The 15,849-nt window shown below is 54.9% G+C and carries 14 protein-coding genes; 12 read left to right on the top strand and 2 right to left on the bottom strand.

Annotated elements, in window-relative coordinates; genetic code table 11:
• Positions 1 to 38: 38 nt before the first annotated feature.
• The 11 genes from P1X16_RS13575 to recJ all read left to right on the top strand — a co-directional run bounded on the left by P1X16_RS13575 (position 39) and on the right by recJ (position 13,666).
• Positions 39 to 815, top strand: a complete 777-nt coding sequence (locus P1X16_RS13575; RefSeq protein WP_277229772.1) for a tetratricopeptide repeat protein — start codon at positions 39 to 41, stop codon at positions 813 to 815.
• Positions 816 to 976: 161 nt separating this feature from the next.
• Complete coding sequence (ribH, locus tag P1X16_RS13570; RefSeq protein WP_277229769.1) at positions 977 to 1,453, top strand: 6,7-dimethyl-8-ribityllumazine synthase; 477 nt, start codon at positions 977 to 979, stop codon at positions 1,451 to 1,453.
• Positions 1,454 to 1,699: 246 nt separating this feature from the next.
• Positions 1,700 to 2,083 (top strand): TraR/DksA C4-type zinc finger protein, encoded by a 384-nt coding sequence (locus tag P1X16_RS13565; RefSeq protein WP_245120319.1) that lies wholly within the window; start codon positions 1,700 to 1,702, stop codon positions 2,081 to 2,083.
• Between the two features lie 179 nt (positions 2,084 to 2,262).
• A complete protein-coding gene (locus tag P1X16_RS13560; RefSeq protein ID WP_277229764.1) occupies positions 2,263 to 4,221 on the top strand; it encodes a pseudouridine synthase in 1,959 nt (652 codons plus the stop codon).
• Positions 4,222 to 4,415: 194 nt separating this feature from the next.
• Positions 4,416 to 5,156, top strand: coding sequence for a type III pantothenate kinase (locus P1X16_RS13555; RefSeq protein WP_277229762.1), 741 nt, complete (start codon positions 4,416 to 4,418; stop codon positions 5,154 to 5,156).
• Positions 5,143 to 6,480 carry a hypothetical protein gene (locus tag P1X16_RS13550; RefSeq protein WP_277229758.1) on the top strand — a complete coding sequence of 446 codons (1,338 nt, stop codon included), beginning with the start codon at positions 5,143 to 5,145 and terminating at the stop codon, positions 6,478 to 6,480. Before P1X16_RS13555 ends, P1X16_RS13550 begins: the two co-directional genes overlap by 14 nt.
• 16 nt (positions 6,481 to 6,496) lie before the next feature.
• Positions 6,497 to 7,084, top strand: coding sequence for an LPS export ABC transporter periplasmic protein LptC (gene lptC, locus P1X16_RS13545; RefSeq protein WP_277229754.1), 588 nt, complete (start codon positions 6,497 to 6,499; stop codon positions 7,082 to 7,084).
• 5 nt (positions 7,085 to 7,089) lie between these two features.
• Entirely contained in the window at positions 7,090 to 7,350 is a 261-nt protein-coding gene (locus tag P1X16_RS13540; RefSeq protein WP_277229751.1) for a hypothetical protein, read from the top strand.
• A gap of 187 nt (positions 7,351 to 7,537) precedes the next feature.
• Positions 7,538 to 9,658, top strand: a complete 2,121-nt coding sequence (locus tag P1X16_RS13535; protein ID WP_277229748.1) for a SurA N-terminal domain-containing protein — start codon at positions 7,538 to 7,540, stop codon at positions 9,656 to 9,658.
• 238 nt (positions 9,659 to 9,896) lie between these two features.
• Entirely contained in the window at positions 9,897 to 11,708 is a 1,812-nt protein-coding gene (locus P1X16_RS13530) for a tetratricopeptide repeat protein (protein ID WP_277229746.1), read from the top strand.
• A gap of 236 nt (positions 11,709 to 11,944) precedes the next feature.
• Positions 11,945 to 13,666, top strand: a complete 1,722-nt coding sequence (gene recJ / locus P1X16_RS13525) for a single-stranded-DNA-specific exonuclease RecJ (RefSeq protein WP_277229743.1) — start codon at positions 11,945 to 11,947, stop codon at positions 13,664 to 13,666.
• A gap of 38 nt (positions 13,667 to 13,704) precedes the next feature.
• On the opposite strand, the gene P1X16_RS13520 is transcribed toward recJ, so the two are convergent.
• Positions 13,705 to 14,109: a hypothetical protein gene (locus P1X16_RS13520; protein ID WP_277229740.1), complete on the bottom strand. Its 405-nt coding sequence runs from the start codon at positions 14,107 to 14,109 to the stop codon at positions 13,705 to 13,707.
• 190 nt (positions 14,110 to 14,299) lie between these two features.
• Entirely contained in the window at positions 14,300 to 14,689 is a 390-nt protein-coding gene (locus P1X16_RS13515) for a DoxX family protein (protein ID WP_277229737.1), read from the bottom strand.
• 292 nt (positions 14,690 to 14,981) lie between these two features.
• On the opposite strand from P1X16_RS13515, the gene lptB reads away from it, so the two are divergent.
• On the top strand, positions 14,982 to 15,713 hold the full coding sequence (gene lptB, locus P1X16_RS13510; RefSeq protein ID WP_277229733.1) for an LPS export ABC transporter ATP-binding protein: 732 nt from the start codon (positions 14,982 to 14,984) through the stop codon (positions 15,711 to 15,713).
• Positions 15,714 to 15,849 lie beyond the last annotated feature (136 nt).

The raw sequence follows: 15,849 nt of genomic DNA, 5'->3' as shown, positions 1-15,849 counted from the left end.
CACCCGGCCCCGGCCGTTGATGACTTAGCAATTACCTCATGTCGAAGATTCCATATACGGGTAAAACCCCCGGCGCTCGTCAGCCTCAACAGCAAGTTGCGGCTGATCCGCTGCAACCCATTGAAAGCTATAACCCCGAGCATCCATTGCTAGAGGATCCAGATGCCCTGGCCACTCGGTTAGTGGAGACGGAAGATTTCTTACGCCGTAAGAAAGGCATCCTCCTCGGCTTGCTTACAGTGCTGGTGCTGGCGGTAGTGGGAGCATTTGCGTTTTTCACTTGGCGTAGTTCACAAGACACCAAGGCCCAAGCTGCCATGTTCCAGGCCGTGAATTACTGGGAAGCTGATTCGCTGAAGAAAGCCATGAAGGGCGACGGCCAGTATGTAGGTCTGGAGTCGGTTGCTAATGAGTACAGCGGTACCAAGGCTGGCAACCTAGCCAACTTTTATGCTGGTGTAGCTGCACTTAAGCAAGGCCAGTACAAGGCGGCTGCCGATTACCTAGAGGATTTCTCGTCCGACGACTTGCTGCTACAAGCCCGGGCTTATGCCTTGCTAGGCGATGCCAACTTAGAGCAGAACAAGTACAAAGAGGCCGCAGACTTCTATGAGAAAGCTGCCAATCACAACGCCAACGAGCAGTTCACTCCTGGTTACTTAATGAAGCAAGCCACCGCATTGGAGCTAGCCAAAAACTACGAAGGAGCGGCCAAAGCTTACGACCGGGTTCTAACGGAATACCCTAACTCTTTTGAGGTAGCAGAAGCCCGCCAGTACAAGGCACGTGCAGAAGGTCTTACTGCTAGCAAGTAGCCTTTGACTTCCACAAAGAGAATGGGCGTAACTAGAAGGGAAAGGACGGTTTTCGAACCGTCCTTTTCTTTTATCCAGTAGATCATCAACAAGCAGGTATAGTGTCCCTATCGGTGGCAAGAGTACCTTTGGAGGCAAGAACTCAAGCAACAATTCCTACTATGGCAACATCGCTGAAAAACTTAAGCGAATACACCTCCGACCAGTTCATCGACATTTCCGATAAGCGCTTTGGCTTAGTGGTAGCCGAGTGGAATCGGGAGATAACGGATACCTTAGCCAAAGGCGCTTACGATACGCTCGTTAAGCATGGTGCCAAAGAAGAGAACATCTTCCGCAATACCGTACCGGGTAGTTTTGAACTAACCTTGGGTGCGCAACTTCTAGCGCAACACGAAGAGATAGACGCCGTCATTTGCTTGGGCGTAGTAATAAAAGGCGAGACCAAGCACGACGATTATATCTGCCACGCGGTAGCCAACGGCATCACCAACGTGGGGCTCAAATTCAACAAGCCCGTTATCTTCGGTTTGGTAACCACAAACACGTTAGAGCAGGCGTGGGATAGGGCCGGAGGCAAGCACGGCAACAAAGGCGTGGAAGGTGCAGTAGCAGCCATCCATATGCTTGGCTTCTAAGCTCATCCATATTGCCGCCATTGTTAAGCTTCGGCGAATTATTACAATAGTTATCCGACAAAATTGTAGCTTTGCGCCCGAAAATAGCCAGGTCTTAAAGCCTGGTTTGGATGAAAGCCAGATATAACATAAAATTCGGGTAAACTAAATTGCCTGTATTGCTGTTCAGGCCACATCCAGGAATCTAGTCGGTTCTGCCGGCAGCCTCTTCATTGTCCAATCCTAGTTTACTTTTTCTTACCCGACATGAGTGACGAAACTATGCGCTATTCCAGGGAGGATTTGGCCGAATTCGAGCAAATCATCCAGGAAAAGCTGACCGCCGCCCGCAAAGAGGTTGTTTTTATTAAAGAAACCTTGAGCCGCAAAAACGATTCAGGTACCGACAACACGGCCTCGTCGTCGAAGGTACTCGAGGATGGGGCAGACACTGCCGAGAAGGAGAGTCTGAACCAGCTGGCGTCGCGTCAGATGAAATTCATCCAACAGCTTGAAAACGCACTCGTGCGTATCAAGAACAGCACCTATGGTGTGTGCATTGGCACTGGCAAGCTGATTCCAAAAGAGCGTCTGCGGGCAGTTCCTCACACCCAGCATTCGATCGAAGCAAAAATGGCCCGTCGCGACTAACGACGAACCGCAAGTACACGATGCCCGGACTACCGGCCGGCTTCTCCATGCGTGGAGGACGGGCTGCTAGTCCGGGCACTGTTTTCTGCGGTCTTTCGTTTGCAGCGAATAAGCCGTAACTTATAGTATTCACTACTTCTCATTCGTACCGTAGCGATACGGAACTCATACTTGCAACCATGGGCAAGAAGCACAACTCTGGCGATACGCCTAACCGTCGTGGCCGCACCGAGCGGCCATCTTCCGGCAACACCGGCTCCGGTTTTTATCAGAAATTCAACACGCCTCGGCCCGGTGCCGACCGCGCAGGTCGTGGCGACGCGCCACGTTTTGGCGGTGCCAATGACCGTGAGCGTTCGGGCGGCAACCCCCGCTTCGGCGACAACAACCGCGACGGCGGTTCAGCACCGCGCTCCGGTTTCGGCCGCAGCACCAGCGACCGGCCCAGTGGTTTTGGTGGTCCCAAGAAGTTTGGCGCCGGCTCTGGTAGCTTCGGTAAGCCAGCCAGCGGTGGTTTCAACCGCGGGGGCGAAGGCGGCTATAGAGGCCGTGACAACGACAATGGCAGCCGGCCTTATAGCAACCGGCAAGAAGGCGGTAGTCGGTCGTTCGACCGCAGTGCACCGCGCCGCGACGATGATCGGCGGCCTAGTGGCTACACTCGCAACAACGAAGAGCGCCCGGCTCGTCCGTTTGAGCCCAAGAAGACCTGGCAGGGGCAGCCTTATCGGCGCGAAGGTCAAGAGGCTGTACCCCGCGGAAATCCTGGTGAGCGGAACCGTAAGTTTATCAAGACCGACCCTAACCTAAAAGACAAGCCAACACCAGTTGCTCCGCGCGAATCAGAGTTTAACCGGGAGCCACGCCCAACGGAAAACTTAGGTCCAGACCGGGCTATTCGGCCCGCTCGGCCATTCGATTTCCGGGGCCGCCCAGAGGAGTTTAATGAGGATAGAGAGCAGCGCCCAGCCCGCCGCGAAAGCAGCGAAGAGCGGCCTCGGAGTAATTATGGCGAGCGGCGTGAAGGCAACTTCGGCAGCAGCGCCGGTGAACGGAGCGGCTTTGGCAGTCGGAACTACGGCGAGCGGCGTGAAGGTGGCTTCGGTGCCAGCCGTGCTTTCGGTGGCCAGCAGGAGCGAGGCTACGGTAGTCGTCCCGACAACCAAGGGTTTGGTGAGTCGCGTCCAGCTCGTCCATATGGCGAGAGGAACGACCGTCCAACTCGGCCTTTCGGCGAACGTGCAGAACGTCCGGAGCGCGTAGCGCGTCCCGATAATCGGCCGGGGCGTGATGCCTCGACGCCCAACCGCGCCGACAAGTTGAAACGCGGTGAAGTAGCCGGGCAAGCTCCCGATTATAAGAACCTCAAACACTACGAGCAAGACAAAACCCGTGGCAACAAACGGCGCCGTGAGGAAGATGATACCGACGGTGAGGTACGCTTGAACCGCTACATTGCCAACGCGGGCATTTGCTCGCGTCGTGATGCCGATGCGCTGATTGCCGCCGGCGAAATCAAGGTGAACGGGCAGGTGGTAACCGAGATGGGCTACAAAGTGCAGCCTACAGATACCGTGCAGTACGGCAAGACCAACCTCAACCGGGAGAAACTGGTGTACGTGTTGCTCAATAAGCCGAAAGACTTTATCACTACGACCGACGATCCGGAAGGACGCCGCACGGTGATGGAGTTGGTGAAAGAGGCCTCGAAGGAGCGCATTTTCCCGGTAGGCCGCCTCGACCGTAACACAACAGGGCTGTTGCTTTTCACCAACGATGGCGAAGTAGCGCAGAAGCTCTCCCACCCCTCACACCGCAACAAAAAAATATATCAAGTAGAACTCAGCAAGCCGCTGACCGAGGAGCACCTCGGACAGATTGCAGCTGGTTTGGAACTGGAAGATGGCAAAGCGGAGGTGGACGATGTAGCGGTAGTAGCAGGCAACGCGCACTTCGTGGGCATCGAGATTCACATTGGTCGCAACCGCATTGTACGCCGCATCTTCGAGCACTTAGGCTACGAGGTAGTTTCGCTGGACCGAGTGCAGTATGCAGGTCTGACGAAGAAAGATTTGCCCCGCGGCAAATGGCGTTATCTGAACGAAAAGGAAGTTATCCGCCTGAAGTACTTCATGTAAAAAGTGATAGGTGAGGAGGTAGAAGCCTGCAGACTGTGGAGTAAGAAAACAAGGCGGCCAAAGTATTTCCGTGAGGAACGCAACCTTGCTTGCTCAAATACTCTCTTCTACTTGACAGCTGCTAGATAGTAGGTAACTAACTCTTACGCTGCTACCTCCTCACTTGCCACTCGTTCTTTCTTATTCGCTTATCTGTGCGCACTCTTACTCTCGATATCGGAAATACAGCTGTGAAGTATGGCTGCTTCGAGGAAGATGCATTGCTTGAAACAACGGATTGCACGCCCAACGAATTGATTGCTGTGGTGCGGCGCTTGAAGCCAGAGCACGCCATTGTGTCGTCGGTAGTAACTGCTACGCAGGAATGGATTAACCTTCTGCAGGCAGAACTGATAGGGAGCATACTGGAGTTCAAGCCAGCAACTACGCCCTTGCCGCTGCAGAATGCTTATGCAACTCCGCATACGCTTGGGGCCGATAGGCTGGCGGCGGCAGTAGGAGCGGCTTGGTGCCGACCTAACCAAGATACGCTGATTGTGGATGCGGGCACCGCCATCAAGTGTGACTTGGTGGAAGGTGGGCACACGTTCCGGGGCGGTAGTATTGCACCGGGGCTACAACTGCGGTTTCGGGCGCTACATACGTTTACAGGCCGCCTGCCGTTGGTGGAATTGCCTGCTGACTTGGACGCTCCTATTCCTCTAACTGGCGACACCACTACAGCAGCCATTCAGAGTGGAGTGCTCAACGGAGCCGCTGCCGAAGTGAACGGGCTGATTGACAGATACCGGGAGCAATTTCCGGAACTTGGAGTTGTATTGGCTGGTGGCGACGCTAGCTTTTTCCAACCCCGGTTGAAAGGCCTTATCTTTGCCATTCCGGAGCTTGTGTTGATAGGGCTCCACCGCATATTAGCTTACAATGTTGAACTCTAAATACGCTGGGCTGCTGGGACTAACGCTGTTGGGTCTCGGAGTTGCCACCCGGAGCCAAGGCCAACGGCTCGGCAATTCGCCATACTCCCGCCTAGGTTTAGGCGACACGTATTTCAATGCCGGTGGTGTCCGGCAAATGGGCATGGGAGGCACCGGGCTGGCCGCACCCAATGGAGTGCAGGTAAACGATTTGAATCCGGCCTTGCTCTATTACATGAACCGCACCACGTGGGAAGTGGCCGTGAACAGCCAGTACAAAACGGTGCGCAACAATACGCAGTCGCAGAAGACGGGTAGCGCCACGCTTGGGTATTTTGCATTGGCCGTACCGCTCTCCACGCGCTGGGGAGCTGCTATCGGGCTCAAGCCCTTCAGCTCCGTCGATTACGAATCGGTGCAAACAACCGTGCTGAGTGATTTAAACCAGACGCCGGTTGAGAGACGCTACCTGGGTCAGGGAGATTTGTCAGAAGCGTATTTCGGGCAAGGCATCCGGTTGGCAAAAGGCTTGTCGGCGGGCCTAACGGCTTCCTACATTTTTGGAAGCATTGATTTGTCGACCGGTACGCAGGTGCAGGTGGCTAACTCCTTGACCGAGACCCGAGCGGTAAACATCGACCATATCCACTATTCTGACTTCAAGTTTAGGGGTGGCCTGCACTACCGCGGCAAGTTCAACGACAAGCTGAACTACAACGTGGGCGGCGTCTATGCTTTCCAAACCAATCTGAACGGGGAACGGCTGCGGACTCGGGAAACCCAAAACGCCAATGGCAGCCAAGTAAGTGGCACCCGGGCTGATACCTTGGCTCAGGAAACCGGCTATGCCGTAGTGCCTGCGCTAGCGCAGTTTGGCATCAGCATCGACAACAATAAAAACTGGTCGATCAATGCCGATGTAGCCCAGCAGGAATGGTCGAAGTTTCGGTCGTTCAACCAGCAGGGCGGCACCGCCGCTGTGCCTTTGAGCAATACGTTTCGGGCAGCGTTAGGCGGGGAGTACGTTCCTGATCCAACTTCCGTTGATAATTATTTCAAACGGGTAACGTACCGGGTGGGTATTTCCATGGCCCAGATGCCGTACCGTCCTGCCGGCCAAACCCTGTATGACCGTGCCGTTAGCTGGGGTTTCTCACTGCCCGTGTCGGCTTCGCCTCTCGAGGCTACCACGGTTAGCTTGGCCTTCACCTACGGACAACGGGGCAACGTCGACGTGAACCGGATTGGTGGTGCCGAAGAGCGTAATATCAAGGAAGACTACATCCGGGCACAGTTGGGAATTTCGCTTAACAACCGTTGGTTTATTAAGCGTCGGATTGAATAAGCTGCCGTTCTTACTTATGCGTCCTTTCCCTTTGATGTGCTGGTTGCCTTCCCGTGCGGCTTTGCTGTTGCTGCTGGCAAGTTCGTTGGCGGCTGGTTGCAAAAAAGCCGAGCCGCAAGCCAAGGAGCCAGTGAAATACAACGGGCCGCTGCTGGAGTCAACGAACGTGTTGACGTTGTACAGCGACTCGGCCAAGCTGCAAATCCGGTACACTGCTCCACTCGAGCAGCAGTTTGAGAATGGCGACCAGCTTTACCCCAAAGGGCTGCTGGTAACTTTCTTCGATAAAAGCGGGCAGAAAGTGGTGAACAGGCTGAGCGGCAAGTACTGTAAGTACGAGAAGGCGAAGAACCTCTATACTATGCGCGGCAACGTGCGAGTAAACAATGAGGAGAAGCAGCAGCGCATGTACACCGAGGAGCTATTCTACGACAAGCAACGAAACGTGGTCTACACCGACTCCGCTACGTTCGCGCAGTTCGTGACGCCCACCGATTCCTTGACGGGCTACGGCTTGTTTTATAACATGACTACCAGTCGTTACCTCTTCAAGCGCCCTGCTGGCCAATTTATTGTTGAGCCAGCTACCACCACTCCTCAGTAGCAGCCATGCAATTCGATAAAGCTTTGTTGCGCACTGTTCTGTTTTCGGTAGGGGTTGTTTCGTTTGTAATTGGTGCTTATCAAACCGTGTTGCAAAACGATAAAAACGCACTGCGCGACAACTATTGGTTGTTTATGATATCGTTTAGCTGCGTGATGCTATTTCGATATTTGAAGATGAAAGAAGAGAAGAAAGCGCCCAAAACGCAAGTGAAGCAACCAACCACCCCTGCCAAGCGAGTGCCGCGCAACAAGCGTCGGGGGTAGTGAGCTAGGGGAAATAAGAATATAGAACAACGTCATGCTGCGCTTAGTGAAGCAGCTGGCTCACGTGGTAAATACTTCCACTCCACGAGCCAGTTGCTTCGCCAAGCGCAGCATGACGTCCTTTCGCCTTTTTCTGATTATTTTGCGACTCTTTACGCTTTAACCTACTGTGCTTTTTTTCAAGTAAATGGCATTAATTAACACGATTCGGGAAAAATCAGGCTGGGCCGTTGGTACTGTTGCCATTGGCATGCTGCTCTTCATTGTGGGCGGCGACCTGATAGGGGGGAAAAACCGCTTGTTTGGCGGCAATCAAAACGTAGTAGGCGAAGTAGCCGGCCAGAAAATAGAACTGACGGATTTCAATAACGCGTTAGAGCAAGCCAAACAGTCGTTTGTGCAGCAGCAAGGCCGCCAGCCCGACGAGCAGGCTATGGGCTACTTGCGCGACCAGGCTTGGAACCAGACCATCTACCGCATTGCCTTCCAAAAGGAATTCGATAAGCTCGGTTTGTCCGTATCCGACGACGAGCTAACGGACATGGTACAAGGCCGCAACATCCACCCCAGCATCCGGCAGGCCTTCACCGATCCAAAGACCGGGCAGTTCGACCGCGCCAAAATCATTCAGTACCTGCAAGGCCTCGACAAGCTGCCCCCAGATGCGCAAGCCGCTTGGCAGAACTTTGAAGCCAACTTGGGTCCGGAGCGCATGGGTCAGAAGTACAACAACCTGATCAAGCTTAGCACCTACGTAACCACGGCCGAAGCCAAGCGCTTCGACGAAAACCAGAACACTCGCGCGAGCATGCGCTACCTGTTTGTTCCGTACTTCTCTATCTCCGATTCGGCGGTGAAGGTGACGGACGACCAGTTGCAAGCCTACCTCGACAAGAACAAGAGCCGCTACAAAGTGGAAGACGGTCGGAGCATCGAGTACGTTACCATTCCGGTGGTAGCTTCCAAGGAAGACACTGCGGCCGTGCAGCAGACGGTTGCCCAATTGGCTACCCAGTTTGCCTCGGCGCCCAACGACTCGCTTTTCGTTAAGCTTAACTCCGACCAGCCTTACAATGGCAATTTCGTGTCACCGGCTGATATGCCGGAGAAGCTGCGTCAGCAACTGCCCCTCACGGTAGGTAAGGTATATGGCCCTTATGCCGAGAATGGCACGATCAGCTTGGTGAAGGTGACCGGTGAAAAGGCGGGCGGCCAGGCTTCGGCTCGGGCCAGCCACATCCTTATTAAGCCTGAAGGCAACACGCCAGAGGCAGAGGCTGCCGCGTTGGCCAAGGCCAAAAAGGTATTGGCTGAAATTAAAGGCGGTGCTGACTTTGCTGCTATGGCTCGTCAGTACGGCACCGACGGAACTGTAAACACTGGTGGCGACCTGGGCTGGTTCCAGCAGGGCCGCATGGTACCCGAGTTTGAAAAGGCCATCTTTGCGGCTACTTCTACCGGCTTGCTGCCCAACCCGGTTAAAACGTCGTTCGGCTACCACGTTATCAAAATCACGGCGCCTAAAACCACGCAGACGTATCAGTTGGCTACCGTGCAGAAAAGAATGGAGCCTTCGGAAGCCACGCGTGAAGCAGCTTATACCCGGGCTCAAACGCTGAAAGGTGAAGCCACCAACTTGGAGTCGTTCCGCAAAGTGGTAGCCAAAGAAAAGAACTTACAGAAGCAGGAAGCCAAGGGCCTCGGCCGCGGCGACCAGGCAGTGAACAGCCTGCAAGGCGCCCGCGAGATTGTGCGGTGGGCTTACGGTACGGCCGGCAAGAAAACCGAAGTTGGCGACGTGTCTGAGGTATTCGAAGTAGGTGACCAGTATGTAGTAGCCGTGCTGACCGGCGAGCGGACCAAAGGCACTGCCGACGTAGCCAGCCTGCGGCCAGAGCTTACGGCTGCCGTGCGCAACGAAGAAAAAGCCAAGCAGATCATCGGTAAGCTAAACGGCAAATCCGGCACCTTGGAGCAAATTGCCGGAGCATATGGTTCGGCTGCCCAAGTGAAAACGGCGGATGGTGTGGTACTAGGTTCTGGCACGATTCCAGGCCTTGGCAGCGAGCCACTGGCAGTAGGCAAAGCCTTCGGCTTGAAGCCCGGCCAGAAGTCGGCCCCGATTCAAGGCGAGCAAGGTGTGCTGATCGTAGAGCCAGTAAGTGTACAGAAGCCTTCCGCTCCTTCCGATATAGTTGCCGTGCGCAAGCAGCTAACCGACCAGCGGGTAGCCCGCGCCGATGGCTTGATCTACGAAGCCGTGAAAGCCAACGCCAACATCAAAGACGAGCGCAACAAGTTCTTCTAAACCTTGTTGATTGCAATAGAAAAGCCGCTTCTTCGGGAGCGGCTTTTTTTATGGCCCACAGGCGTCAGATGCTGTAGCGCGAAGTCTGCGCTTTGCGCATCATCGAACGACCTTGTTAGGTATAGGCATAAAAGAGTTGGGCAGAATTGCGTCGGATTTCCTGCTTATCTTGAAATGAATCTGACGGCGCTACCGTTTGCTTTCACGTCCGTTGCTACTTGCAACTTATCCTGTTTCTATGCGTCACCTTCCCTGCCTGCTGTTCTCTTTCCTGCTACTCAGCGCTGCTCCGCTTCAGGCCCAACAAGAGGTGGGCAATGTTTCTTTAGCCAAGGAGTACACCCGCAAAGGAGAGTTCGAGAAAGCTGCTTTTCTCTACAGTAAGCTGCCTTCCGATGCCCAAACCTCAGTTGCTATACTGCCCGACTACCTCGCGTCCTTGCAAGGGCTAAAGCGCTACAAAGACGCCGAGAAACTAGTAAAGCGCGCTATCCGTCAACACCCCGAGGAGGGAGGCTATGGCGTGTCGTTGGGTGCCCTCTATGCAGCCTCCGGCGACCAAGGAGCCGCTACCAAGCAATACGAAAAAGTAGTTAGTCAACTTACTTCGGCACAGGTACTGCCCGTCGCGGCGGAGTTCAGCCGCCGCAACTTGCCTGATTGGTCCGAGAAGACATATCTGCGCGGTCGGGAGTTAGCCAAAAACGACTTGGAGTTCAGCACGCAGCTCGTGCAGCTCTATACGCAGAGTGGCAACACCGAGAAGCTGATGGCGGAAACTCTGCGCTTGGTACAAGACGACGAGCAGCAATTGCCTTTCGTGCGCAACATGCTGCAAAACAGCCTCCAGAACGAGAAGGACTTTGATGCTCTGGAGCGCCAGTTGCTAACCAACGTGCAGAAGTACCCCGACCGGAGCGTGTACAGCGAGTTGCTGTTGTGGCTGCAGGTGCAGCGGCGGGACTTCACGGGGGCGCTGGTGCAAGCCAAAGCCCTCGACCGTCGTGGCCGCACCGAAGGAAGCCGCGTGATGGATCTGGCCTCTATTGCCCAATACAACAAAGACTACGAAACCGCTATCAGCGGCTACGAATATGTGCTACGCGAGTACAAGGGCGGGCCTTTTTACGCTTCCGCGCGCCAACGCTTGGTGCAGTCAAGAGAAGCGCAAGTCCGCGAAACCTACCCCGTAGACCCCGCTAAAATCCGCGAGCTACTAGTGGAATACCAGCAGGTACTCACCGAGCTGGGCCGCACGCCCCAGACCGCGCCCGTCCTGCGTAGCATGGCCGTGCTGCACGCGTTCCAGCTCGACGAGAAGGACAAGGCCATAGCCCTGCTGCAAGAAGTCATTGACATGCCCCGCGCCAGCATCGAGGTAGTGGATGAGGCCAAGATCAATCTGGCAGATATCTATTTGCTGCGGGGCGAGCCGTGGGAAGCCACCTTGCTGTACTCGCAGGTGGAAAAGTCGCACAAGGATTCGCCGCTGGGGTACGAGGCCAAGCTGCGCAACGCCCGCCTGAGCTATTTCGCCGGTGACTTCAAACTGGCCAAAAGCCACCTCGATATTCTGAAGGAAGCTACCACGCGCGAGATTGCCAACGATGCCATGCAGCTTAGCCTGCTCATCACCGACAACACGGCTATGGACACCGCGGGCGTGGCGCTACGCGACTATGCCACCGTGGAGCAACTCGTGTTTCAAAACAAACTCCCCGAAGCGCTGCGCGGCCTCGATGCGCTGCTGCAGAAGTACCCGGGCCACGCCCTGCAAGACGACGCATGGTACTTAAAGGCCCAGTTGCAGCGCCGCACCGGCGACTACCGCGCCGCAGTGGCTACGCTCGAGAAAATCACGAGCAACCCCAAATACGACGTACTAAGCGACGACGCCATGTTTTTGCTGGCTAGCATTCAGGAAGAGAACCTGCAGGATAAAGAGCAGGCGAAAACGCTCTACAACCAATTTCTGGTGAAATATCCGGGCAGCATCTACGTAGCCGAAGCCCGCAAGCGGTTCAGAAAGCTGCGGGGGGATAGTCTATAAACTCCGGTATTGCTCTACCCGAAAAACAAAAACATCAAGCCTAGCGCGACGATGAATATCAAGTACATCAAGCCATCGGAGAGGATGTACTGGCCGTATTTGCGGAAAAATTCGCGAAAGTTGGACATAGCGCAAAACTAGGCATTTCGAGGCGTAGCGGGCAGCTAACAACTAGGCGGGCGGGGTTTTCTTCGTACTTTTGAAGATAATACTGCCCCGGCCTCCTGCCTGTACTCATGGAAAAACGATGGATTCGCAAACCTGCGCCCGATACTGAGAAGGTTCAGTTTCTGGCTGACGCGTTGCGCGTGAAGGAAACCATTGTAGCGCTGCTTTGCCAGCGCGATATATGCACTTTTGAGGAGGCCCGAGCGTATTTCCGACCAAACCTGCGGGAACTACCCAGCCCTTTGCTGATGCGCGACATGGACCGCGCGGTAGCCCGTCTCACCGAGGCCCTACACAGCGGCCAGAAAGTGCTTGTATTCGGCGACTACGACGTGGATGGCACCACTTCCGTAGCAGTGGTATACAGCTACCTGCGCCGCTTCTTTGGCCCCGAGCGAATCGACTACTACATACCCGACCGCTATAAAGAGGGCTACGGGGTGTCGGAGGCCGGTATCGACTTTGCGGCTGCCAATGGCTTTGCCCTCATCATTGCGCTCGACTGCGGCGTGAAATCCGTGGACAAGGTGGTGTACGCCAACGAGCGAGGTGTCGACTTCATCATCTGTGACCACCACTTGCCGGGCACCGAGCTACCCGATGCGGTAGCCGTGCTCGACCCCAAGCGTCCGGGCTGCGCCTATCCGTTCAAGGAGTTGTCGGGGTGCGGGGTTGGGTTCAAGCTGATGCAGGCTTTCACCGAAGATCAGGGTCTTGATGAGGAGCCACTTTACGATCTGCTCGACTTGGTAGCCGTTAGTATCGCGGCGGATATTGTGCCCATCATAGGCGAAAACCGGACGCTCGCCTACCACGGCCTGCGCCTGCTCAACGACTTTACTCGGCCTCAACGTCCCGGTCTGGATGCGTTGCGCGAACTGGCTGGCCTGCAAACCACCGAGCTTAACATCAGCAGCCTAGTTTTCGGCTTTTCGCCGCGCATCAACGCGGCTGGCCGTATGGGCGACGCCAAGCGGTCAGTGGCCATGCTGCTGGCTTCCAGCAAAGAAGAGGCGTTCGAAAAAGCATCGGTAGTCGACAAAACCAACCAGGAGCGCCGGGGCTTTGACACAAGCATCACCAAGGAAGCCTTGGATATGATTGAGGCAGATGCCCTCTTCCAGGATGCTCATACCACGGTGCTCTACAAGGAAGACTGGCACAAAGGAGTGGTCGGCATAGTGGCTTCGCGCTGCCTCGACAAGTACTACCGCCCCACCATCATTCTTACGCACAGCAACGGCAAAGCTACCGGCTCGGCTCGCTCGGTGGCCGGCTTTGATGTGCACCAAGCCATAGAGGAGTGCGCCGATCTGCTCGACCAATACGGTGGGCACATGTACGCCGCAGGGCTCACGCTTCCGGTCGAGAACCTGCCCGCTTTCCGGGCCAAGTTCGAGCGGGTGGTGGCGGGCCGCATCCTGCCCGAGCAGATGATTCCGCCGGTGGATATTGACACCGAAATGGAGCTGAGCGAAGTCACCAACGGCTTCTACAACTTGCTCCGCCAGATGGAGCCCTTTGGGCCCGGCAACACCAATCCGACCTTTATGGCTCGCAACGTGTATGCCGCCCCTAGTTCGGCTCGCGTGGTTGGTCAGTCGCACCTCAAGCTGGCCCTCACCCAAGACGGCCACCACGTGCTCGACGCCATTGGCTTCGGCTTAGCGGAGCATCTGCCGCGCATTCTGGAGGGGGAGCCGTTCAGCGTATGCTACACTGTAGAAATCAACGAGTACCGCGGAGTCAAAACCTTGCAGCTGCGCGTAAAAGATATTCGCTGGGAGTAGCAAAGCAGCAGTTTGGCGAGCTAGCCCTGCAACTGGGGTTAGGGCGTTGGAAGCCGCGTAGGTAACATATAGTTCTTGCCGCCCCATCGCAGGTAACGCTTATCGACATAAGTACCGCTAAGTTCACGGGTTGGCTGCACGATTAGGTTGACTTCTTTGTAGTTCTGCAGCCATAACCAGGTTACCTCGCCGTTTTGCCGACGTTCTTGAATCGTCTTCTTCCCATTTGGAAGATAGGCCGTGAACAGTTCCCTACTTGAGCCATTGTGGCGATGCACTATTTTGTGCTCCCAAGCCGGCGCAAATTTTGTAATCGAAGTTCGAATAGGCGAGAACGGAACTACATAATAGCTCTTAACAGTGATGCGGCGGGCTGCTGCCCGATTTGCTTTGGTAATAACAACTCTTGTTTTCTGCTCGATCTGCTGACGAGCTATAGCCACTTGGCTGAAAAGTGAATCACGAGCAGCAGTAGCCTTGGTAGCGTCGGTAATAAGTTGCGCCGAAACGCTAATCGGAAACAGTAGTAAAGCAGTTATCAGTAAATTTCTTTGCTGCACAAACGAATCGATTTGGGGGTGTTATAAGGATATATAATCGTTCAAAAATAAAGCCACACGGTAGAGCTACGGATTATCCTATCTTTATTTCTCCGGGCCTGACCCGGCTACTCCACCACACCCAAGCAACTAGCACGAGTTGCAATGGCAACCGCAGCCACAGCGCCCACATTGGTACCGGAAAACCAGCCCCGTGCGTTTGGAGCATGTATATATTTGCCGGAAATACGGCGAACAATAATGCAATCAACCCCCAGCCTGCAGCCTGACGTGTAGCTGGCAACAGCATTCCTAAACCTCCTACTATTTCGGCCGCCCCGCTTACGTATACGAGCAGCAGAGGTGCCGGCAGATAGGGTGGCATAATGCGCACATAGGGTTCTGGCGCTACAAAATGCAAAACGCCAGCCCCCACGAAGAGCAGCGCTACTAGGTAAACACTAAATCGGCGTAGCAAAGGCATACATGAATTGCTAATAGGAGAGAGGCAAGGTTCAAGCAGAAAGTTGCTGCTCTAAGTTGCACCGGATTCAGGGCAGAGCAGCTTAGCTACTGCGTTTAATTTGTAGCGGCTTGAACTGGAGTCGGGTAGCAGGTTGTCTAGCATATACCCAACTCCGTGGTCTTGCTAAGGCTTAGGAATTGAAATTCAGTAAGTAAGATATAGCCAGCAACTCCGTTGTACTAGGCTAGCTGCAATGCCGTTAGCGTAGCAGTAGCTGCCATCCTCGTGCCTTCCGTTACCTTTGCCCCGCATGATTCTTCGAGCCGATAACCTAGTTAAGAAATACAAAGCCCGCACCGTAGTCAACGACATGTCGTTGACGGTGGAGCAAGGCGAAATTGTGGGGTTGCTGGGACCCAATGGGGCCGGTAAAACCACCTCTTTTTACATGACCGTGGGCATGGTCAAGCCCAATTCCGGCCGCATCTACCTCGACGACCGTGAAATCACGAAGCTGCCTATTTACCAACGTGCCCGCCTGGGCATTGGCTACTTGGCGCAGGAAGCTTCGGTATTTCGGGATTTGAGCGTAGAGGAAAACATCCTCTCGGTGCTCGAAATGACCGAACTGCCCAAGCAGGCGCAGCGCGACAAAGTAGAAGAACTGCTTAACGAGTTTAGCCTTACGCATGTGCGCAAAAACCTCGGCCGGGTACTGAGCGGCGGCGAGCGGCGGCGCACCGAAATAGCTCGTGCCCTGGCCGTCGACCCTAAGTTTGTGCTACTCGATGAGCCTTTTGCCGGCGTTGACCCCATTGCCGTAGAAGAAATTCAGGGCATCGTGGCCAAGCTCAAGCACAAGAACATCGGCATTCTCATCACCGACCACAACGTGAACGAGACGCTTAGCATCGTGGACCGAGCTTACTTGCTTTTTGAAGGCAAGCTGCTGAAAGCGGGTACCGCCGAAGAACTGGCTGCTGACGAAATGGTGCGCCGGGTGTACTTAGGTAAGCACTTCGAGCTAAAGCGGAAGATATAGGCGTAGCTGGCAGGCCCTGAACCTACCAGATGTAAGCTGTGGCATGAGTCGGCATTGCGTTAGTTCCAAAGCGGGGATTTTAGGCGCATCTTGACGTTCCTGAAGGCTGGTTTTTTGTCGGCTCGTCTTTTCCGGC

It is taken from the genome of Hymenobacter sp. YC55 (genome assembly GCF_029433095.1).
Lineage (GTDB): Bacteria > Bacteroidota > Bacteroidia > Cytophagales > Hymenobacteraceae > Hymenobacter.
This window is presented reverse-complemented; position numbering and strand designations above follow the sequence as displayed.